Below are 21,177 nucleotides of genomic sequence, written 5' to 3'. Positions count from 1 at the left end.
GATGAGCACTCTCGGTATCGCCATCGTCAACTACATGAGCGCCGATGACACCGCAGGACTGGTGCGGTCGCTCGTGGCCCACAACACCGATCCCACCGCGCACGTCGCGATCGCGATCGTCGACAACAGTGACCAACAGCAGGAGCTTGAGCCGATTCTCGAGTTCGCGCGACAACACGGCTTGCTGGCCACGTTGATCCACGGGCACGGCAACGTCGGGTACGCCGCAGGGAACAACCTCGGCGCGCGTTGGCTCCTGGAGATCGGCGCTGACGTCATCTGGGTCCTCAACCCGGACACGAGGATCACCGGCGGCGTTCTTTCGTCAGCGCTGAGCGTCTGCAGGGCAGGTGACTGCGCGATCGGTGCGACGACAAGCATCGACGCCGATGGTGGCAGTCGCCCGGATCTGGGCGCGCTGGACCTGTGGACCGGCCAGAGCGGACAGCCACCAGACCGGAATGCGGAGGGGCGCAAGCTCACCTATGTTGCGGGACATTCCATACTCATCACCCGCGGGGCGTTCGAGAAGCTGAACGGCTTCGCCGAGGACTTCTTCCTCTTCTACGAGGAGGCGGACATCGCGATCCGTTCCGAGCGCCTCGGAATACCGATCACGGTCGTCTCCGACCTCGAAGTCGAACATGCTGGCGGCGGCGCGACGGGCGCAAGCCGGGACATGAAGGCCAAGTCGATCACCACCTACTTCCATGCCAGCCGGAGCTGCATGATCTTCTTCCGCAAGCACTACGGCTACCGGCTTCCACTAGCAGCCTTCGCCCGGCTCCTCTATGCGGGGAAGGCACTGCTGGTGGCTGGCCCGAAGGCAGCGACCGCGGTCGTCCGGGGAGCTATTGCGGGGTTGCTGGCGTGACACGACCGCTGATTGATCCATTCCGCCGCGTGGTCGGAAGCGCCACGATGATGTATCTCTCCGCATTGGCAATGTCGGGCGTCGCCATCCTCCTCAGCGTCGCTCTTCCGCCAGCCGAACGGGGCCTCCTGGTCGCGACGACGACAAGCGCCACCATCGGCGTCGCGGTTGGCGGGCTGTCGTTGGAGACCTTCCTTCTGGCTCAGGGCCGTCGGTGGCTGGACGAAGAGGCCGGGCGGCGCAGCCTCGTCATCTACGTGGCCACCGTGCCACTGACGGCCGTTCTAGCCTGGATCTTCGCGCACTACTCCGAAGAGGCCATGCCGAGCATCGCCGCCGTGGGTGCCGCGTGTATCGCGGCGAGTAACATCCCTGCCGCGGCGGGGCTCACTCTGGGCCGGTTCCTGAGTGTCTACCGGTACCGTGCGGCGTTCGCCGCCGTCGCGCCGGCGCTCTACCTCCTGCTGATCCTCGCCTCCGTCAAGGATGCGGAACTGTGGTTGCTCGCCTGGCTCGGTTGCCAGGCGCTGATGGCGGTCGCCCTGTGGGTGAAGCACGGAGTGCCGCTGAGCCGCATGGCGCGCCGGGCATCGCCTCAGGCGGAACGCCTCAACCGGCTGGGTCTCACCCACTCGGGAGCGGTGGCCCAGGTCTTCACCTATCGCTTCGACCAGCTCGCGTTGGCCCGTTACCAAGGACCCGACGTGCTTGCCGTGTACTCCCTAGCCGTGGCAGCGATCGAGTTCACCCAGGCCGGCGCGGTCGTTGCGGCACAACGCACCCTCGGCGACCATGAGGACGGCTCGGCCCAGAGGCTGTACGGCATGCTGCGCCGGGCGCTGTATCTCGCGGTTGGCATGGGAATGGTCGTTCTCGTCGGGCTGGCGGGAATCGGCGTGATGACGAACGGATACGAGGCCGCGCTCCTGGTCGGCCTCGTACTGCTGGCGCGCAGTATCGCGGTGACCGTCGGCAAGGTTCTGAGCGCCAGGCTGGTCAATCTCGGTGGCGAACGCGCGACAGCGGCGATCGCAGCGGGCACGGCACTGGCCGCAGTCGTCGGCTACTCTCTCACCGCCCCCGAGTATGGCGCCATGGGTGTCGCCTCCGTCTCCGTCGTGCTGTTCGCCCTGCACAGCACGGTCACGGCCGTTGTCCTCAGAAGGCGGCCCGATCCGCAGGTCGAGGCAGATCCCCAGGCGGATCTCACGAACAATAAGGTTGGCAACGTTGCCTGACAAAGTCGTAGCAGTGATTCTCAACTGGAACTGCGCTGACGACACCATTCGATGCCTGGAGGCCGTTGCCGGGGGCACGCATGTGCCAGAAACCATTGTCGTGGACAACGGGTCGAGCGACGACTCGATCGAGAAACTCGACAAACTGGACGAGCCCTTTACCCTGCTCCGGCTCGACGACAATCTGGGCTACGCGGGCGGGATGAACGCCGGCATCCGGGAGGCTCACGCCCGTGGCGCCGACTGGGTCTGGCTTCTGAACGCGGACGCGGTACCCCGGCCGCAGGCACTGTCGGCCCTGCTACGGCATACAGATCGATTTGCGGTGTCGACGTCGTTGCAGACGACCTCCGCCCAACCGGGAGATGCGAATCCCGAACCCTACGTTGTTGCCGCGATGCTGCCGAAGGGCAAGGTCCGCCCATTTCGATGCGGGGGCTGCGACGAAGGGGCGCACGAGGTGGACATGGTTACTGGCGCCTCGCTCTTCCTGCGGCTCTCCTCGGTCATGCAGGTCGGGCTCTTCGATGAACGGTTCTTCCACTACAAGGAGGAGTTCGATCTGGTTCGCCGGATCGCCGGTTCGGGTGACCGCATCGGATTCGTGTGCGGATCCGAGGTGTGGCACAAGCGGGGCGGAAGCCTCAGCGGATCCAGTCCCAGGGCCCGCTACTACCACCACCGCAACGAGGTCCTCTACGTGCGGAAGCACTACCCTCATCCGCTGCGGAGGCTGGTCAGCGAGCCGATCCACTACAAGAATGTGGCGGGGTCGCTGTTCCGGGTCGCGGTCGGCAAGCGGGAGCGCAGACGCGCCTCACTCGCCGTGCTGGCAGGGTACTGGGATGGCGTACGGGGCGTTCACGGTCCCACCGAGAGGTTCTAGGTGCACATCTTTTTCGTAAGCCACTCTTCGGACCTCATGGGCGCGGAACGTTCGCTGGTCGCGTTGGTGCGGGAGGCGGTCGAGGTCCGTGGCCACCGTGCCACAGTGTCGTTGCCGGACGACGGCCCGCTGCGGGCCGAACTCACCCGGGTGGGCGCAGAGGTCGTGGTCCTGCCGACGAAACTGTGGATGGGGAAGCGGCACACGCCGTTGGTCGGGCTGGTTCGATCAAGCCAGTCGGCAGTCTCCGTTCCCGGGTACTGGCGACACATCCGTCGGGCCAGGCCCGATCTGGTGGTGACCAACTCGGCCGTTGTCCCGGCCGGCGCGATCGCCGCCAGGATGGCTCACGTTCCGCATGTCTGGACGATCAGGGAGAGCCTGCTCAGCAACCCGAGCCTGCGGTCGGCGCTGCCGAGGCGGATGATCGCCAGGATCATCGCCGGCCTGGCGGACGGTCTGGTCGTGATCTCGAAGTACGTTGCCGATCAGATGCTGTCCGCGGCCCCCGACGCCGGGCAGAAACTGCGGGTCATTCCGCCGTCGGTCGCGCCCCGCCCCCTGGAGTCGGTACCGGACGGGCGCCGTGACACGGGAACGCTGGAAAGACTCCTGCTGCTGGGGCGCTACTCGCCAGAGAAAGGGCAGGCCGAGGCCATCGAGGCGCTCGGGCGATGCCTTCGCGCGGGACGCCCTTTTGAGCTGAAGCTGGCCGGCGTCGGCGACCTGGCTGCGCAGCGAGCACTCCACGCACTCGCCACGGAGCACGGGGTCAGTGACCTCGTCACCGTGTCGGAGTGGACGGACGATCCCCACGCCCTGTACTCGGAGGCGGATGCCACCCTGATGCTGTCCCGTAACGAAGCGTACGGCCGGGTGACTCTTGAGTCGCTCATGTCGGGAACGCCGGTCATCGGGTTCCGTGCAGGCGCCACGACCGAGATCCTCGCCGAAGGCGGCGGAGTCCTGGTGGAGCCCGACGCTGAGGCATTGGCGCGGGCCCTGCTGGCCTTGGCCGAGGACCACGTCGCGGTCGACAGGCTCACGTCCGAAGCGATGCGGCGGGCGCGTGACCTGAATTCCGCACCCTCGTCGGCGCCGAGCTTCATCTCCTATCTTGAAGAACTTCAAGCGACACGCCCGTGACAAGCTCGGCGAAGGTCTTCGGCCTGCCTGCCGTGCTAGCCGTGACGGTCGGCGTCCTGGTGAGCTGGAAGCCCTTCCTGCTGGGCGTCCTGGGGTTGGCCGCTCTGCTCATCTGGGGGCTCTGGACCCCGGCCCGGTTGACGTACGCGCTGTTCGCTGTGTTGCTCCTGGTGCCGGTCACCGCAGACCCCGGTTATCCCGCCAAGCCGGTATGGATTGTCCTGCTGGCCGCAACAGCCATCGCCCTGTTCGGACGTATTCAGCGCTTCCACCCGGACACACCACTCGCATCCGTCGGCATGTCCGCGTTCGCGCTGCCTGCTGCGGCCGTCGTCGCTGCCCTGCCGAACTGGAGCGGGCCGAAAGACCTGATCGTTTCGCTCGTGCCATTCGTCTGCTATGCCGTCATCGCATGGCACGTCATAGAGGAGGCACGGCAAGACCCTGACGCGTTCAAGCGCCTTGCACGGGCGTTCGCGTGGGTCGGTGTTCCCATGACGCTCCTCGCGCTCTACCAGCGCGTGACCGGGACGTGGCCGATCCTCGACGAACTGGCGATCAGCAACGCATTCACCTCATCAGCAGGCGCTGGCAGATCGGTAGGTACGCTCGGACACCCCATCGTCTACGGCACCTACTGCATGATGGCCATGTGCGTTGCGGTCGCCCTGCGAGGCCGCCTGTGGCAGTTGCCATTCTTCGCCGGCGCAGTCGGACTGCTGCTTTCCGGCACGCGCAGCGCGTGGATCGGCATGGCATGCGCGCTGGTCGTCTGGTATCTCGGGCAGAAGCGAAAGGTGACGCGCAGAGGCGTCACCCTCCTCGGGGTTTCCGTCGCGGTCGGAGCGGGATTGATGGTCGCCGGCCCCAAAGCCATGGATGGCGTGGTGGAGATGATCAATTCCAGACTCTCCAACCTGACGGGGCAAAGCTCTGCCACCGCGCGGTACAGCCGATACGAGACGGCATGGTCCAGCCTGTGGGAAGGCTTCGACACCGTCGTCTTCGGTCTGGGCCCAGAGGCACACGTCCGGTTCTTTCAGCAGGTAGGAATTGGTGACCAGTTAGCGCAGACCTTCGACAACAGCTATCTTACTTTGTGGTACGACTTTGGGCTGATCGCTCTCCTTCCCTTCCTCATCATTTTGGTGATACTGCTCGTCAGAGCGAAGTCGTTGGCCGCCCGGATGCTGGTGGCGGGATTCGCGGTGCAAATTTTCTTCTTTGACTACTACCTGTGGCCGTGCGCTGCCGCCGTTCTGATCCTAGCTGCCGGTTTGGCAATTTTTGAGGGTTCCGGGCGCGAAGACACCGTTCCCCGAGACACGGCCTCATTAGCTAATGTCCCGCTTGCTCGGACGGGATGAGCGAAGCCAGCGGCGGGCCGAAGTTCGCGGACTGCTAGTATAGTCGAGCGTATTTCGCACGAGTTGACCTTTGGCTTCTGGTTGGCGGGAGCCCGAAGCGGGTGAGGATCAAGAGTGAGGCTTTCAGGCGGATTCCTGCCAGCTGGGGTGCCCAGTCCGCCATCGGACACTTCGCGACACACCACAGGCTTTCGTGGCGTCGTCAACAGAACCCGTTCTTCGGTCATCCAATGGACCCAGCTGACGCCTCGGCATCACCTGCGGGCCTTGCGCACGTATCGGTGGGCCATACTCGCACTCGTCCTCCTTGGCGGAGCAGGCGGTGGCCTGGCATCTTTGCTGCAGACCCCTACGTACAAGGCGAGCGCGCAACTGTTCTTTTCGCCGAATTTTCCGACGACGGACATCGGTCAGCTCGACGCTGGCGGAAACTACATCCTGCAACGCGTCCGGTCGTACACCGAGATCGCCAACAGTCCCGGAGTCGCCGCAACGGTAATAGATCGGCTGGATCTTCCTTATACACCCGAGCAGCTCATGTTGAGGGTCAGCGTCACGGGCAAGGCCAGCACAGCTGTCCTGAATGTCGAGGTCAGCGATCCGTCTCCTGAGCGCGCACGTGACATCGCCAACGCGATCGCGGAAGAGTTTCCGGCATTTATCGGTCAGCTCGAAAAGCCTGCGGGGATTGCTACATCACCGGTGAAGGTTTCCATTGTTCGCCCGGCAACCGCGCCGTCGTCACCGGAATCGCCGCAGCCTCTCAACAATGTGGGCCTCGGCCTTGCAGGCGGCTTGTTTGTGGGCGCAATAACGGCGATCACGCTCTACGCCAGGGAACGCGCCATACGGGACGAGCACCACGCAGTTGAGGTTGCCGGCCTGAGCTTGGTCGGTGTTGTCGAAGTCAACACGAAAACACCGGTTCTCATCGCGGACAACGAGCAGTCCGTCCGTGCGGAGAATTTTCGGCAGATGCGGGCAAACGTTCGACTACAGGCGGTCGGCGAACGCCTGACCAGCATCACGGTCACTGGATGTTCCGCCGGTGACGGCAGAGCTGCTACTGCGGCGAATCTCGCGATCGCGTTCGCGCGGGCCGGCGAGACGGTGGTGCTGGTTGACGGAAACCTGAGGAACCCCGAGGTCCACGAACTGCTTGGCATTCCCAACGAAGCCGGATTGGCGACCATCCTCCGGGGTGAGGCATCGGTCAACGACGCCGTGGTTCGATGGCGCCAAGATCTCCCGCTGTATGTTCTTCCCACTGGCCGAGTCGAACCAGGGCCCAGCGAGAGGTTGTTTCGGCCGGACGGGCTCGCCAAGGTGACCGAGGCCTTCCGCCGAGGCCAGGCCTTCGTCATCGTCAATGGCCCGCCGCTGTTGTCGGACGCCGAGGCAACCTTCCTGATCACCGCCACGGACGCCACCGTGGTCGTGGCCCGAGTCGGCGTGACGCACGCCAAGCAGCTCGCGGCAACCGTCGGCGTGCTGCGGGAGATGCGCGCGAATCTGCTGGGCCTGATCGCGGTCCGGTCCACAAAGTAGTACGTGGACAGGGGTCATGACCCGCGGCGACCACCAACGGCCCGATCCCACAACATGCCCTACACAGTGGACTGGGTATCATCGAACTTGAGCGCCAGGGCCAGGATCCGAACCCTCGCCCTCGGCCCGTCGAGCTGAGGAGCTGTTTCCACTAGACTGGATCGCGCCTGGTCCCGGCCGGGGCTGCGGACGGCGGAGCCGGGTCTTGAGGTCCGGCCACCTCTACATAGGTTTACGGGGATGAGCGATAACGTCGCGATGCTGTTGAGGCGAGCGGGCTTCGGTCCGACCATGTCCGAGCTGGCCGCAGCAAAGAAGGCGGGTTACGCGGCAACGGTTTCAAGGTTGACGGCGCCCACCGACCCGGATCGAGGTGCCGCCTCTTCACCGATGCCGGACCCCGGGCCCGATCCCTTCAACGATCTACCGAATCCGACTACCCAGCAAAGGGCTGCGGCAGAGTCGGCACGGAAAGAACATACCGATGCGATCATACGTTGGTGGCTGGACCGCCTGACAGCCGCGGACCACCAGACCAACGAGAAGCTGATTTTCTTCTGGCACGGACACTGGGCTACCTCGATACGAAAGGTCGGTAGTCCGCAGTTCATGATCGCGCAGCACAAAAAGTTCCGTAGTTCGCCGAACTTCGGGGTCATGGCAAGGAAGTTGGTTTCCGACGCGGCCCTGACCTACTGGCTCGACGGGCAACTCAACACCAAGGCCGCACCCAACGAGAACCTCGCTCGGGAGCTGATGGAGCTGTTCATGCTGGGTATCGGGAACTATACCGAGCAGGACGTGAAGGCGGCAGGGCGTGCGCTGACCGGATGGAAGACGGACCTGGGCGTCCCGGAGACGGCAATCTTCTTTCCTGATGCTCACGACGCCACACCCAAGACCATCCGTGGCACCACTGCCAAATTCGATGCTTACACGCTGGTTGATTTCCTGGCGAAGCAGCCAGCCTGCCGGCGTTTCATCGCCTCCCGCCTTTGGTTCCGATATGTCTCATCCACCGAGCCGATCACCAGATCCACTCAGGAGAAGATGGCAGCCGCATTCCCAGTAGGAATGCAGATGCTACGAGTCCTGTTCGAGGACGAAGAGTTCCGGTCGGCTCACCACCGGCTCGTGAAGCAGCCGGTTGAATGGCTCGTCGGGGCGATGCGGCAGTTGAACATCCGGCCCGCCCACTTTTCGAAGCAGACACTGCATCAGGTCGTGGGCGGACTGCAGGGCCTCGGCCAGGTTCCCTTCGCACCACCGAGCGTGGGGGGTTGGCCAGGCGGAACTGCCTGGCTCAATTCGGCAGCTGCTCAGGTTCGCCTGGGGTTCGCCGATCTGCTCGCCGGGCTGGTCCACGTCGATCGAATGAGCCCGGAGGAGCTGGCGAATGTTCTCGCGATCGAGACGTGGACCAACCGGACGCATCTCACGCTGAAGCAGGCGAAAAATCCGCGACAGCTCCTAACCCTCGGCCTTGCGAGCCCAGAGTATCTGGTGAACTGATATGGATCCGCTGACCCGACGCAAGTTCCTCCTCGCCTCAGCCGGGGTCACCGGCGCCGCCGCACTTGCCGCCGGAGGAATCGGTCTTGCCGAGCTGTTCGCGACCGCCAGAGATGACCAAGACTCCAATGCAGGCGACGAAACGGACAAGATAGTTGTCGTTACTCTCTACGGCGGCAATGACGGGCTCAACACAGTAGTCCCCTACGCGGATTCGGCGTACTATTCCGCGCGCCCCGAATTGGCCTACGCCCCTGAGCAGGTACTGCATCTCAACGACGCGTTGGGGCTCAACCCGGGAATGACCGGGCTGAAACGACTCTGGGACGACAAGCAGGTGGCCATCGTTCTCGGTGTCGGCTATCCAAAGCCTGATCGGAGCCACTTCCGGTCGATGGACATATGGCAGACAGCCTCGCCGGAGCTGCCCGTAGCCAGCGGATGGGTGGGCCGCTGGCTCGACGGTACCAACGCTCCTGCCTCGGCCGCCGTGAGCTTTGACCCGGTACTCCCGCCGCTTCTCGTCGGCGAGACGCGCGTGGGAGCGTGTGTGGCGGTCGACGGACTGCAACTACCGCCCGGGATCAACGTCGAAATGATCACCGCACTCGCGCAGAAGCAGGATGGCGAGTCGGACCTGCAGGTACGCGCAGCGGAGGCGTACCAGGACCTCCTCCGGGTGAATGAGCTCGTTCAACAGGCAAAGAACGCCGACATTCCCCGGGAGGTGGCCGAGCTTGGACCCCTACCAGCGACTGCGACCGGCGGTGGGAGTTCACTGACCGCCCAGCTCGACCTGGTCACTCGATGCGTCGAGGCGGGCGTGCCCACGCGGGTCTACTCGGTGAGCCTCGGTGGTTTCGACACGCACGCGAACGAACGGGTCGGACAGGAGTGGCTGCTGAAGCAACTCGACAACGCATTGTCCGCGTTCATGGACCGGCTGGCGAAAACGAAGGCCGGACGGCGGGTATCCGTAGCCGTCTACAGCGAATTCGGCCGCCGAGTCAGGGCCAACGCATCAGATGGCACTGACCACGGAACAGCTGGACCGGTTTTCCTGATGGGCCCGGGGATAGCAGGCGGGCTTTACGGCGATCAGCCGAGCCTGACCGATCTGGACGATGGCGACCTCAAGGCGACGATGGACTTCCGCGACGTCTTCGGCACGCTTCTTGACTCCGTACTGCAAGCCGATCCGGCCAGATACCTCAACGGCTACCAACCAAAGTTGCTGCCGCTCGTCCGTAGCGGGCTGTAGAGCGAAAGGGTCTGGCCTACGGGGTCTGGACCAGCCACCGCCCGCTGCCAGGTCACCGCCTGCTGCGGCTTCTAGCCGCCACCAGCAGGACGACGAGCGCGACGATCAAGGCCCCGCCGAGGGCGGCAATGAGGACGACGGCCCAGGACGGGAAGCCTTCCGTCTCCCCCTCGATGTTCTGGCGGTCGATCGCGTTCTGGCGATATGTCTGCGCGACGAGGTTGGTGGGTGAGTTGTTGGCGGCAGCCTGAAGCTGGGTGATGGCGTCGGAGTACCTGCCGGCGAAGTAGGCATCCAGTCCACTGCGATACACCTTGTCGGCCTCGCCGATTTCATTGGTGATTCCGGCTTCCTTCAGCAGCGCGGCGAGAGTGGGCACCGGCACGATCGCCCGGTTCGCTTTGCTGGACAGTTCCTCGTCGTTGTCCAGAATCCCGACGACACGGCCGCTTGAATCGACAGCTAGTCCGCCGCGGGAGTGGCCCCCGATATCGTCGTTGACCCGATACACGGACACCTGCCCCAAGCTGCCCGAGCCGGTCACGGTCACAGGTTTCGATTCAACGGTGTAAGCGGCGGCAAGGGGATCCTTGTCGCTCGTGGCATAGCCGATCGAAAGCAGCGACGTACCTTGCTGGACGTCGGCCGACGTGTTGAATTCGGCGACGGGGAGGTGATCATTGGCGAGCTTGACGAGGGCAACATTGCCCACTTGTTGATCCCACGTCTTGACAATCTCGCCCGGAATCGCCTGGCTGTCAGTGAGATTCCCCTTAGCCAGATTCGACTGGCCGAAGAGTCGCACTTCCGGTGCTTGTTGAGAATCGATGCCGGTGAGGACCGTAGTCTTGATCTTCGTCGCGACAAACGCGTCGAGTCCCCCGGAATCGAGCTTTTTCTCCTCGATCAGGGTGCGGCCCAGCACGTAGAGGGCGTTCTGACGGGCGGTGTCGTCTGCGGGCCTCACGCAAGGGCCACTGGTGAGCACGTGGCCGGCCCGACTCACCACAAATCCGCTACAGCGGCGGTTGAAGGTGATCGGCGTCGCACGCAGGGGCGTTCCGGTTGCCTTGTCCCGGAGGTAGCCAGTAATCAGAACCTCTACGTAGACCAGAGATGGCGAGGCTATCGCCACCGCTCTTTCCTCAAGGCTGTACGGCGGCGGGGGCTTCTTGGAGCCACCCGACCCGACCCAGAGAAAAGCCCCACCGGCTCCGGCCAGCACCACCAGGACCAGTGCGCCGATCCCGATCCAGAGCCCGGTGCGCCGGGGTGGCGGCGTGGACGGGGTGATCCGGCGTACCGGTGTGGCGAACGCATCGGCACTCGGCCCGCTCACCGGGGAGACGTGTGCGGCCGGCGGTGACGAGGTCACTGCGGTCGGCGAGGTGGGCACGCCGGAGATCGGGTGCGGGACCGCAGAGACCAGCTGGCCGGGGATCGGGCCGGTTTGCACCGCCCACGGCGCTTGCGGCCCACCGGAAACGGGCTGCGGCGGGGCCGACACCGGCGGCGCGGAGACCGCAGGCGGGGCGGAGACCGCAGGCGGGGCGGAGACCGCAGGCGGGGCGGACGTCGGTGGGACCGCCGGCGGGGCGGGGGTGTACTCGACGCCGAGGGCCCGGAACAGCTTCTCGGCGCCGGGGCCCGCCTCGGCGGGGTATGCCACCCACGGCGCCGCGGCCGAGAAGTCGGCGTACGTGTAGGGCATCGGGTCGGCCGACCGGGCCAGCAGGTCGACAGCCCCGGCGAACGCCTCACGCCAGCCGGGTGTGGCGGCCACTGTGGCGTCGAGCACCGCAACGGTGACGAAGCGGCCTTGCTCGTCGATCGCGGCCCATGCTTTCCCCACTGGAGACCCGCCGAGCGCGTGGGTGTACCTGTAGGGGCCTTCCGGCTGCATGCGCACTCCTCCGTTGAACCGCCGTGCGGATAGTACCGACCGTCGGCCAACCCGGCCCGCCCCGCCCGGGGCGACCGGTGGGGGCCGGCGCCGCTTGCCAGTGAAAATTCTCATGCATAGAGTCGACTCATGAATGAAGGAGCTGTCGAGGCACCCGCTGACCGGGTGCTCGACCTGTTCCAAGGGGTGCGGCTCACCCCCACCCAGCGCCGGATCGCGCACTGCCTGGTGCAGCACGCCCCCGCCGTGGCCTACCTGTCCGCCGCCGAGGTCGCCGAGCTGGCGGGGGTCAGTCAGCCGTCGGTCACCCGGTTCGCCGTAGCGCTCGGCCACGACGGCTACCCGGCGCTGCGCCGCCGGCTACGCGACCTGACCGCCACCACGCCGGGCGGGTCGACGGACGCCGGCAACGAACTCCAGCAGGCGGTACGCGCCGAGATGGGCAACCTGGACCGCCTGGCCGGTCAGCTCGCCGACCAGGACCGGATCGCCGAGACCGGGCGGCTCCTCGCCGAGAGCCGCCCACTGCCGGTGCTCGGCCTGCGCGCCGCCGCGCCGCTGGCCGCGTACTTCGCCTACTTCGCGGCGAAGGTGCATCCGGACGTACGGGTCCTCGACGACGGCGGCAGCCTGCTCACCGACCGCCTGGAGCAGGCCGCCGAGGCCGGCGCGTCCGCCGTACTGGCCTTCGTGCTGCCCCGCTACCCCCGGGAGACCCTGGACGCGCTGCGCGACGCCCGCCACGCCGGGTTGACAGTGGTGGCGATCACCGATTCGCCGGTCAGCCCTGCCACCGAGCACGCCGACGTGGTGCTCGCCGCAGCGGTCGGCACGCAGCTCGTCTTCGACCTGCACACCGCACCGATGACCCTGGCCATGGTGCTGTTGCAGGCCATCTGCGACGCCACCCCGGCCGACACCCAGCGCCGACTGGAGGCGTTCGAAGCCTCCGCGGCCCGCCGACAGTTGTTCCTCGGTTGACCGGAGGAGAACCAGAGATGACCCAGTCCATTCGTGCCGCACGGGGCAGCCAGCTCACCACCCGCGGGTGGCAGCAGGAGGGCGCCCTGCGGATGTTGATGAACAACCTCGACCCCGAGGTGGCCGAACGCCCCGACGACCTGGTGGTCTACGGCGGCACCGGCAAGGCGGCGCGGGACTGGCCGTCGTACCACGCGTTGGTCCGCACGCTGACCGACCTGCGCGAGGACGAGACGATGCTGGTGCAGTCGGGTCGCCCGGTCGGGGTGATGCGCACCCACGAGTGGGCGCCCCGGGTGCTGCTGGCCAACTCGAACCTGGTCGGCGACTGGGCGACCTGGCCGGAGTTCCGCCGCCTGGAGCAGCTCGGCCTGACCATGTACGGGCAGATGACGGCCGGCTCCTGGATCTACATCGGCACCCAGGGCATCCTCCAGGGCACCTACGAGACGTTCGCGGCGGTGGCCGCGAAACGGTTCGACAGCACCCTCGCCGGCACGCTGACGCTGACCGCGGGCTGCGGCGGAATGGGCGGCGCGCAGCCACTCGCTGTCACCATGAACGGCGGCGTCTGCCTGATCGTCGACGTGGACCGCACCCGGCTCGACCGGCGGGTGCACGACCGCTACCTGGACGAGGTCGCCGACTCCCTGGACGACGCGATCGCGCGGGTCCGCGCGGCGAAGCGGGAGCGGCGGGCGCTGAGCGTGGGCGTGGTCGGCAACGCCGCCGAGGTCTTCCCGGAGTTGCTGACCCGGGGCGTCGAGATCGACATCGTGACCGACCAGACCAGCGCGCACGACCCACTGGCGTACCTGCCGGTGGGGGTGGAACTGGCCGAGGCCCGGGACTACGCCGCCGCGAAGCCGGCCGAGTTCACCGACCGGGCCCGCGCGTCGATGGCGAAGCACGTCGAGGCGATGGTCGGCTTCCTCGACGCCGGCGCCGAGGTGTTCGACTACGGCAACTCGATCCGGGGTGAGGCGCAGCTCGGCGGCTACCAGCGCGCCTTCGACTTCCCGGGCTTCGTACCCGCGTACATCCGGCCGTTGTTCTGTGAGGGTAGGGGTCCGTTCCGGTGGGCGGCGCTCTCCGGCGACCCGGCCGACATCGCGGCCACCGACCGGGCCATCCTCGACCTGTTCCCGGAGAACGAGTCGCTGGCCCGTTGGATCAAGCTGGCCGGTGAGCGGGTCGCCTTCCAGGGCCTGCCGGCCCGGATCTGCTGGCTCGGTCAGGGCGAGCGGGACAGGGCGGGCGTGCGGTTCAACGACATGGTCGCCTCCGGCGAACTCTCCGCCCCGGTGGTGATCGGCCGGGACCACCTGGACACCGGCAGCGTCGCGAGCCCGTACCGGGGAGACCGAGGGGATGGCCGACGGCTCCGACGCCATCGCCGACTGGCCGCTGCTCAACGCCCTGGTCAACACGGCCAGTGGGGCTTCCTGGGTGTCCATCCACCACGGCGGCGGGGTGGGCATCGGCCGGTCGATCCACGCCGGGCAGGTGTGCGTGGCCGACGGCACCGCCCTCGCCGGTCAGAAGATCGAGCGGGTGCTCACCAACGACCCGGCGATGGGCGTCATCCGGCACGTCGACGCCGGCTACGAGAGCGCCCGTGAGGTCGCCGACCGAACCGGCGTCCGGGTGCCCATGACGGAGGGCGGTGCCGCGTGAGCGCGAGGAGTGCAGCGCAGCGGAGCCCCGCAGTCGCGAACAACAGAGGCCCTGTGAGCGACGAGCTTCCCGCCCGGTTCCGGGCGCTGTGGGACGAGATCGCGCCGGTCGGGCGGGACGCCGACAGCGGCGGCTATCTGCGGTACGCGTTGACCGAGCCGGAGCGGGAGCTGCGCACCTGGTTCCGGGCGCAGGCCGAGCGCCGTGCCATGCCGGTCACCGAGGACGGCAACGGCAACCTCTTCGCCCACTGGGGTGACCCGGAGGCGTCCGACGCGGTGCTCACCGGCAGCCACTTCGACTCGGTGCCGCACGGCGGGGCATACGACGGGCCGCTCGGCATCGTGAGCGCGTTCCTCGCCGTGGACGAGCTGCGCGCCGCGGGCGTCACCCCCGGCCGGCCGCTGGTGCTGGGTGCCTTCGTCGAGGAGGAGGGTGCGCGCTTCGGCGTACCGTGTCTGGGGTCGCGGCTGCTCACCGGGGCGCTGTCGGCCGAACGCGCGGCCGGCCTGCGCGACGCCGCCGGGGTGAGCTTCGCCGAGGCGCTGGGCGACCGGCCGGCGGGCGCCCGCCGGGAGTTGCTGGGCCGGTTCGGCGCCTTCGTGGAGTTGCACGTCGAACAGGGCCGCGCGCTCGTCGACACGGACTCGCCGGTCGCGGTGGCGAGCGCGATCTGGCCGCACGGCCGGTGGCGCTTCGACGTGGTCGGCGAGGGCAACCATGCCGGTACCACACGGATGGCCGACCGGCGCGACCCGATGCTGACCTACGCGTTCACGGTGCTGGCGGCCAACAAGGAGGCCCGGCTGCGCGGCGCGCACGCCACAGTGGGCCGGGTCGCCGTCGAACCCAACGCCACCAACGCGATCCCGTCGAAGGTGACCGGCTGGTTGGACGCCCGGGCCGCCGACCCGGAGACGCTGACCGGGCTGGTCGACGCGGTACGCGGCAAGCTCGCCGAGCGGGCCCGCCGCGACGGTACGACGGTGACCGTCACCGAGGAGTCGGCCACCCCGGTGGTCGCCTTCGACGGCGGGCTGGCCGACCGACTGGCCACACTGCTCGACGCGCCGGTGCTGCCCACCGGCGCGGGGCACGACGCCGGGGTGCTCGCCGCGTACCTGCCCACCGCGATGCTCTTCGTGCGCAACCCGACCGGCGTCTCGCACTCCCCCGCCGAGGCCGCGACCGACGACGACTGCGCGGCCGGGGTACGGGCGTTGGCCCGGGTGCTGGAGGAGCTGACATGCCGGTGACACCGACCCGCTGGCTCGCCGAGTACGCCTGGCTGCCCGAGCACGCCGAACCCACACCCGACGTGCTGATCGAGGCCGAGGACGGCCGGATCACGGCGGTGACGCCGCTGACCCCGGGCAGCAGGCCACCGGCCGGGGTCGAGGTGTACGCCGACGCGGTGCCGCTGCCCGGCCTGACAGTGCCGGGGCTGGCCAATGCGCACTCGCACGCCTTCCACCGGGCGTTGCGCGGGCGTACCCACGGCGGGCGGGGTGACTTCTGGACCTGGCGGGACCAGATGTACGCCGTCGCGGACCGGCTGGACCCGGACACCTACCTCGCCCTGGCCCGGGCCGTCTACGCCGAGATGGCGCTCGCCGGCATCACCTGCGTGGGCGAGTTCCACTACCTGCACCACCGGCCGGACGGCGGCGGGTACGACGACCCGAACGCGATGGGCGCGGCGCTGGTGGAGGCCGCCGCGCACGCCGGGATCCGACTCACGGTGCTGGACACCTGCTACCTGACCTCCAGCGTGGACGGTCGGCCCCTCGCCGGGCCGCAGCGCCGATTCGGCGACGGTGACGCGGGCCGCTGGGCCGAGCGGGCCGCGGCGTTCCAGCCGGCCGACAGGCACGCCCGGGTCGGCGCTGCCGTGCACTCGGTGCGGGCCGTCCCGGCCGATCAGTTGCGCACTGTCGCCGACTGGGCCCGGGAGCGGCAGGCGCCGCTGCACGCGCACCTCTCCGAGCAGCCCGCCGAGAACGACGAGTGCCGGGCGGTGCACGGACGCTCGCCCACCGCGCTGCTCGCCGAGCACGGCGTGCTCGGGCCGCACACCACAGCCGTCCACGCCACCCACCCCACCAGCGCGGACCTGACCCTGCTCGGTGACAGCCGGACCGGGGTGTGCCTCTGCCCGACGACCGAGCGGGACCTCGCCGACGGCATCGGCCCGGCCCGGCTCATGGCCGACGCGGGCATCCGGTTGAGCCTCGGCAGCGACAGCCACGCCGTGATCGACCTGTTCGAGGAGGCCCGGGCGGTGGAGCTGGACGAGCGGCTGCGGACCCGCCGGCGCGGTCACTTCGCGCCGCTGGACCTGCTGAACGCGGCCAGCGTCGCCGGGCACGCCGCGCTGGGCTGGGCCGACGCCGGCAGGATCGCTGTGGGCGCCCGTGCCGACCTGGTGACGGTACGCCTGGACAGCGCCCGCACCGCCGGGGTGCCGCCGGTGGGCGCGTTCTTCGCCGCCGGCGCGGCGGACGTCGAGCAGGTGGTGGTGGACGGCCGGGTGGTGGTGGCCGAGGGCCGACACCTGACCGTCGACGTGCCGACCGAACTGTCGTCCGCGATCGAGGCGGTGACACCCGCATGAGCGGCAGCCTGCTGGTCGACAACATCGGTGAGCTGGTCACCAACGGTGCCGGCGAGGGACCGCTCGGCATCCGTCGCAACGCCGCAGTGCTGGTCGAGGAGGGCCGGGTGGTCTGGGTCGGGCCGTCCGCGTACGCGCCGGCCGCCGACCATCACATCGACGCCGGTGGGGCCGCCGTGCTCCCCGGTTTCGTGGACAGCCACGCCCATCTCGTCTTCGCCGGGGATCGGGCCGCCGAGTTCGCCGCCCGGATGGCCGGTGAGCCCTACACCGGCGGCGGCATCCGGACCACTGTCGGTGCCACCCGGGCCGCCACCGACGAGGAGCTGCGGGCCACGGTGCGCCGGCTGCACGGGGAGGCGCTGCGCCAGGGCACCACGACCATGGAGATCAAGAGTGGGTACGGCCTCACCGTCACCGACGAGGCCCGCTCGCTGCGGATCGCCGCCGAGACCAGCACCGAGACCACCTTCCTGGGCGCGCACGTGGTGCCCGCCGAGTACGCCGACCGCCCCGACGACTACGTGGGGCTGGTCTGCGGGCCGATGCTCGCCGCCGCCGCCCCGTACGCGAAGTGGATCGACGTGTTCTGCGAGCGGGGCGCCTTCGACGTGGACCACGCCCGCGCCATCCTGGCCTGCGGTCAGGCCGCCGGGCTGGGCGTACGGCTGCACGCCAACCAGCTCGGCCCCGGCCCCGGGGTGCAGCTGGGAGTGGAGCTGGACGCGGCCAGCGTCGACCACTGCACCCACCTGAGCGACGCCGACGTGGCCGCGCTGGCCGACACGGCCCACAGCGACGGATCGGGTACCCGCACTGTGGCGACCCTGCTGCCCGGCGCGGAGTTCTCCACCCGCTCGCCCTACCCGGACGCGCGCCGGCTGCTCGACGCCGGTGTCACTGTGGCGCTGGCGACGGACTGCAACCCCGGCTCGTCGTACACCTCGTCGATGCCGTTCTGCGTGGCCCTCGCGGTCCGCGAGATGCGGATGACCCCGGCGGAGGCGGTCTGGGCCGCCACCGCCGGTGGCGCGCGGGCGCTGCGCCGCGACGACATCGGTGTCCTCACCCCCGGCGCGCGGGCCGACCTCGTCGTCCTCGACGCGCCGTCGTACCTGCACCTGGCCTACCGGCCCGGTGTCCCCCTGATCCGCCAGGTAATACGCAACGGAGCACCGCAATGACGCACGTGACCATCCAGCCCACCGGGATCACCGCCGACGACGTGCGCGCGGTGGCCCGCGGCACCGCCACTGTCGTCCTCGCGCCGGCCACCATCGACGCGATGGCGACCAGCCGGGCCATCGTGGACGGCATCGAGTCGTCGGGTCGTCCCGTCTACGGGGTCTCCACCGGGTTCGGCGCGTTGGCCAACACCTTCATCGCCCCGGAGCGACGGGCCGAGCTGCAACACGCGCTGATCCGCTCGCACGCCGCCGGGGTGGGCGCCCCGATGCCGCGCGAGGTGGTCCGGGCCATGATGCTGCTGCGGGTCCGATCCCTCGCCCTGGGCCGATCCGGGGTGCGGCCGCTGGTCGCGGAGGCCCTGATCGACCTGCTCAACCACGACATCACCCCCTGGGTGCCGGAGCACGGCTCGCTGGGCGCCTCCGGTGACCTGGCGCCGCTGGCGCACTGCGCGCTGGTGCTGCTCGGCGAGGGCTGGGTGCTCGGCCCGGCCGGTGAGCGGCAGGACGCGGCCGACGCGTTGACCGCCGCCGGGCTCAAGCCGATCGAGCTGGCCGCCAAGGAGGGGCTGGCGCTCATCAACGGCACCGACGGCATGCTCGGCATGCTGCTGCTGGCCATCCACGACGCGGCGCACCTGTTCGCCATGGCCGACGTGACGGCCGCGCTGGCCATCGAGGCGATGCTCGGCTCGGAGCGACCGTTCCTGCCCGAGCTGCACGCGATCCGGCCACACCCCGGTCAGGCGGCGTCGGCGGCGAACATCCACCGGTTGTTGCAGGACTCCCGGGTGATGGACTCGCACCGCGACGACCTGGCGCACGCCGTGCAGGACGCGTACTCGATGCGCTGCGCCCCGCAGGTGGCCGGCGCGGCCCGCGACACCCTGGACTTCGTCCGCACTGTCGCTGGCCGGGAGCTGGTGTCCGTGGTGGACAACCCGGTGGTGCTGCCGGACGGCCGGGTCGAGTCGACAGGTAACTTCCACGGCGCGCCGCTCGGCTTCGCCGCGGACTTTCTCGCCATCGCCGCCGCCGAGGTGGGCGCGATCGCCGAGCGGCGGGTGGACCGGCTGCTCGACGTCACCCGCTCCCGGGAGCTGCCGGCCTTCCTCTCCCCCGACGCCGGGGTCAACTCCGGGCTGATGATCGCCCAGTACACGGCGGCCGGGATCGTCGCCGAGAACCGTCGGCTGGCCGCTCCCGCCTCGGTGGACTCGCTGCCCACCAGCGGAATGCAGGAGGACCACGTCTCGATGGGCTGGGCGGCGGCCAAGAAGCTGCGGACCGTGCTGGACAACCTGACCAGCCTGCTCGCTGTGGAGCTGCTGGCCGGCGTACGCGGCCTCCAGCTCCGCGCCCCGCTGGAGCCGTCCCCGGCCGGCCGGGCGGCCGTCGCCGCGCTCGGTCCGGCGGCCGGCGAGCCCGGCCCGGACGTGTTCCTCGCCCCGGTGATGGAGGCGGCCCGTGCCGTCGTCGCCGGGCCGGAGTTGCGCGCCGCCATCGAACGGGAGGTCGGCCCGCTGGGCTGATCTCCATCGGGTCGCTGTCGTCCGCCGCGGGTCAGGCGGCGGGCGGCAGCACCTCGCGTCCGCCGCGGGTCAGGCGGCCGGCGGCAGCACCTCGCGTCCGCCGCGGGTCAGGCGGCGGACGGCAGCACCTTGGCGATCAGTTTGGCCAGCTCGCGCAGCGCCTTGCCCCGGTGACTGATGGCGTCCTTCTCCGCCGGGGTCAGCTCGGCGTTGGTCCGGTCCTGTCCGTCGCCCAGGAAGATCGGGTCGTAGCCGAACCCGCCGTCACCGCGCGGCGCGCGCAGCACCCGCCCGGACTGCCGGCCGTCGACGAGGTGCTCCTTGCCGCCGGGCAGCACCAACGCCACGGTGCAGACGAACGAGGCGGCCCGCTGCTCGTCGGGCACGTCGCCGATCTGGTCCAGCACCAGCTGAAGGTTGGCCCGGTCGTCGCCGTGCTGACCGGACCAGCGGGCGCTGAACACCCCCGGCATGCCGTTGAGCGCGTCGACAGCGAGCCCGGAGTCGTCGGCGATCGTCGGCAGCCCGCTCTGCCGGCAGCCCTCCCGCGCCTTGATCAGCGCGTTCTCGCCGAAGGTCAGGCCGGTCTCCGGCAGTTCCGCGTACTGCTCGACGTCGTCCAGCCCGAGCAGGGCGATCCGGTGCGCGCCGAGCGCGCCGTCGAGGATCCGCTGTAGCTCGACGAGCTTCTTGCGGTTACGGGTGGCGAGCAGGACCTTGTTCACGCGAGTGCCTTTCGCTGGGCTTCGGCCAACTCGGCGCAGCCCGCGACGGCCAGGTCGAGCAGGGCGTCGAGCTGGTCGCGGGCGAACACGCCCGCCTCGCCGGTGCCCTGCACCTCGACGAAGTCGCCAGCGCCGGTGCACACCACGTTCATGTCCACCTCGGCGGCGACGTCCTCCTCGTAGCAGAGGTCGAGCCGGGCCTCCCCGGCGATGATCCCCACGCTGACCGCTGCCACCGAACGGTGCATCACCTTCTCCGGCTTACCGGTCAACGACTTCCGGGCGGCGAGCCAGCCCACCGCGTCGTGCAACGCGACGTACGCGCCGGTGATCGCGGCGGTGCGGGTGCCACCGTCGGCCTGGAGCACGTCGCAGTCGAGCACTATCGAGTTCTCACCGAGCGCCTTGAGGTCGATGCTGGCCCGCAGGCTGCGGCCGATCAGCCGGGAGATCTCGTGGGTGCGGCCACCGACCCGACCCTTGACGCTCTCCCGGTCGGAGCGGGTGTTGGTGGCCCGGGGCAGCATCGCGTACTCGGCGGTCACCCAGCCGAGCCCGGAGCCCTTGCGCCAGCGGGGCACCCCCTCGGTGACGCTCGCCGTGCAGAGCACCCGGGTGCCGCCGAACTCGACGAGCACCGAGCCCTCCGGATGGGTGCTCCAGCCTCGGGTCACTGTCACCGGTCGAAGTTGAGAGGGCCCTCGCCCGTCAGGTCGCGCCATCCCT

The 21,177-nt window shown here is 68.9% G+C and carries 16 protein-coding genes and 1 pseudogene; 14 read left to right on the top strand and 3 right to left on the bottom strand.

Features of this window, described 5'->3' with window-relative positions; translation table 11 throughout:
• Window position 1: 1 nt before the first annotated feature.
• From ABZS40_RS31400 to ABZS40_RS31365, 8 genes are all read left to right on the top strand, one after another.
• A complete protein-coding gene (locus tag ABZS40_RS31400) occupies window positions 2-874 on the top strand; it encodes a glycosyltransferase family 2 protein (RefSeq protein WP_354947570.1) in 873 nt (290 codons plus the stop codon).
• The gene (locus ABZS40_RS31395; protein ID WP_354947568.1) at window positions 871-2,112 is read left to right on the top strand and encodes a hypothetical protein; all 1,242 of its coding nucleotides are present in this window, start codon (window positions 871-873) and stop codon (window positions 2,110-2,112) included. The genes ABZS40_RS31400 and ABZS40_RS31395 overlap by 4 nt, the downstream gene beginning before the upstream one ends.
• A 13-nt stretch (window positions 2,113-2,125) precedes the next feature.
• On the top strand, window positions 2,126-2,998 hold the full coding sequence (locus ABZS40_RS31390) for a glycosyltransferase family 2 protein (RefSeq protein ID WP_354947566.1): 873 nt from the start codon (window positions 2,126-2,128) through the stop codon (window positions 2,996-2,998).
• Window positions 2,999-4,144 (top strand): glycosyltransferase family 4 protein, encoded by a 1,146-nt coding sequence (locus ABZS40_RS31385; protein ID WP_354947564.1) that lies wholly within the window; start codon window positions 2,999-3,001, stop codon window positions 4,142-4,144.
• Window positions 4,141-5,511, top strand: coding sequence for an O-antigen ligase family protein (locus ABZS40_RS31380; RefSeq protein ID WP_354947562.1), 1,371 nt, complete (start codon window positions 4,141-4,143; stop codon window positions 5,509-5,511). The genes ABZS40_RS31385 and ABZS40_RS31380 overlap by 4 nt, the downstream gene beginning before the upstream one ends.
• 114 nt (window positions 5,512-5,625) lie before the next feature.
• Window positions 5,626-7,059 (top strand): Wzz/FepE/Etk N-terminal domain-containing protein, encoded by a 1,434-nt coding sequence (locus ABZS40_RS31375; protein WP_354947560.1) that lies wholly within the window; start codon window positions 5,626-5,628, stop codon window positions 7,057-7,059.
• Between the two features lie 240 nt (window positions 7,060-7,299).
• On the top strand, window positions 7,300-8,571 hold the full coding sequence (locus tag ABZS40_RS31370) for a DUF1800 family protein (protein WP_354947558.1): 1,272 nt from the start codon (window positions 7,300-7,302) through the stop codon (window positions 8,569-8,571).
• Window position 8,572: 1 nt separating this feature from the next.
• Window positions 8,573-9,832 carry a DUF1501 domain-containing protein gene (locus ABZS40_RS31365; protein WP_354947556.1) on the top strand — a complete coding sequence of 420 codons (1,260 nt, stop codon included), beginning with the start codon at window positions 8,573-8,575 and terminating at the stop codon, window positions 9,830-9,832.
• Window positions 9,833-9,884: 52 nt separating this feature from the next.
• Here ABZS40_RS31365 and ABZS40_RS31360 read toward each other — a convergent pair whose 3' ends face one another.
• Complete coding sequence (locus tag ABZS40_RS31360; protein WP_354947554.1) at window positions 9,885-11,735, bottom strand: trypsin-like peptidase domain-containing protein; 1,851 nt, start codon at window positions 11,733-11,735, stop codon at window positions 9,885-9,887.
• A 129-nt stretch (window positions 11,736-11,864) separates the two neighbouring features.
• Here ABZS40_RS31360 and ABZS40_RS31355 point away from each other — a divergent pair, with 129 nt between their 5' ends.
• The 6 genes and pseudogenes from ABZS40_RS31355 to hutH all read left to right on the top strand — a co-directional run bounded on the left by ABZS40_RS31355 (window position 11,865) and on the right by hutH (window position 19,726).
• The gene (locus ABZS40_RS31355) at window positions 11,865-12,716 is read left to right on the top strand and encodes a MurR/RpiR family transcriptional regulator (protein ID WP_354947552.1); all 852 of its coding nucleotides are present in this window, start codon (window positions 11,865-11,867) and stop codon (window positions 12,714-12,716) included.
• Between the two features lie 17 nt (window positions 12,717-12,733).
• A pseudogene (hutU, locus tag ABZS40_RS31350) lies at window positions 12,734-14,393 on the top strand (urocanate hydratase).
• Between the two features lie 53 nt (window positions 14,394-14,446).
• Entirely contained in the window at window positions 14,447-15,649 is a 1,203-nt protein-coding gene (locus tag ABZS40_RS31345) for an allantoate amidohydrolase (RefSeq protein WP_354947551.1), read from the top strand.
• The gene (locus ABZS40_RS31340; protein WP_354947549.1) at window positions 15,640-17,007 is read left to right on the top strand and encodes a formimidoylglutamate deiminase; all 1,368 of its coding nucleotides are present in this window, start codon (window positions 15,640-15,642) and stop codon (window positions 17,005-17,007) included. Before ABZS40_RS31345 ends, ABZS40_RS31340 begins: the two co-directional genes overlap by 10 nt.
• Window positions 17,004-18,191, top strand: coding sequence for an imidazolonepropionase (gene hutI / locus ABZS40_RS31335; protein WP_354947547.1), 1,188 nt, complete (start codon window positions 17,004-17,006; stop codon window positions 18,189-18,191). Before ABZS40_RS31340 ends, hutI begins: the two co-directional genes overlap by 4 nt.
• The gene (gene hutH / locus ABZS40_RS31330) at window positions 18,188-19,726 is read left to right on the top strand and encodes a histidine ammonia-lyase (protein WP_354947546.1); all 1,539 of its coding nucleotides are present in this window, start codon (window positions 18,188-18,190) and stop codon (window positions 19,724-19,726) included. Before hutI ends, hutH begins: the two co-directional genes overlap by 4 nt.
• A gap of 107 nt (window positions 19,727-19,833) precedes the next feature.
• On the opposite strand, the gene rdgB is transcribed toward hutH, so the two are convergent.
• On the bottom strand, window positions 19,834-20,451 hold the full coding sequence (gene rdgB, locus ABZS40_RS31325; RefSeq protein WP_354947544.1) for an RdgB/HAM1 family non-canonical purine NTP pyrophosphatase: 618 nt from the start codon (window positions 20,449-20,451) through the stop codon (window positions 19,834-19,836).
• Entirely contained in the window at window positions 20,448-21,173 is a 726-nt protein-coding gene (gene rph / locus ABZS40_RS31320; RefSeq protein WP_354947542.1) for a ribonuclease PH, read from the bottom strand. The genes rdgB and rph overlap by 4 nt, the downstream gene beginning before the upstream one ends.
• Window positions 21,174-21,177 lie beyond the last annotated feature (4 nt).

Origin of the sequence: Micromonospora sp. NPDC005324, from assembly GCF_040607155.1 — a bacterium.
Lineage (GTDB): Bacteria > Actinomycetota > Actinomycetes > Mycobacteriales > Micromonosporaceae > Micromonospora > Micromonospora trifolii.
This window is presented reverse-complemented; position numbering and strand designations above follow the sequence as displayed.

What these genes read in the sequence shown, in the direction of transcription:
- hutH (WP_354947546.1), top strand. Translation starts at nt 18,188, where the DNA reads ATGACGCACGTGACCATCCAGCCCACCGGGATCACCGCCGACGACGTG.
- ABZS40_RS31365 (WP_354947556.1), top strand. Translation starts at nt 8,573, where the DNA reads ATGGATCCGCTGACCCGACGCAAGTTCCTCCTCGCCTCAGCCGGGGTC.
- ABZS40_RS31360 (WP_354947554.1), bottom strand. Translation starts at nt 11,735, where the DNA reads ATGCAGCCGGAAGGCCCCTACAGGTACACCCACGCGCTCGGCGGGTCT.
- hutI (WP_354947547.1), top strand. Translation starts at nt 17,004, where the DNA reads ATGAGCGGCAGCCTGCTGGTCGACAACATCGGTGAGCTGGTCACCAAC.
- ABZS40_RS31400 (WP_354947570.1), top strand. Translation starts at nt 2, where the DNA reads ATGAGCACTCTCGGTATCGCCATCGTCAACTACATGAGCGCCGATGAC.
- ABZS40_RS31355 (WP_354947552.1), top strand. Translation starts at nt 11,865, where the DNA reads ATGAATGAAGGAGCTGTCGAGGCACCCGCTGACCGGGTGCTCGACCTG.
- rph (WP_354947542.1), bottom strand. Translation starts at nt 21,173, where the DNA reads ATGGCGCGACCTGACGGGCGAGGGCCCTCTCAACTTCGACCGGTGACA.
- ABZS40_RS31340 (WP_354947549.1), top strand. Translation starts at nt 15,640, where the DNA reads ATGCCGGTGACACCGACCCGCTGGCTCGCCGAGTACGCCTGGCTGCCC.
- ABZS40_RS31370 (WP_354947558.1), top strand. Translation starts at nt 7,300, where the DNA reads ATGAGCGATAACGTCGCGATGCTGTTGAGGCGAGCGGGCTTCGGTCCG.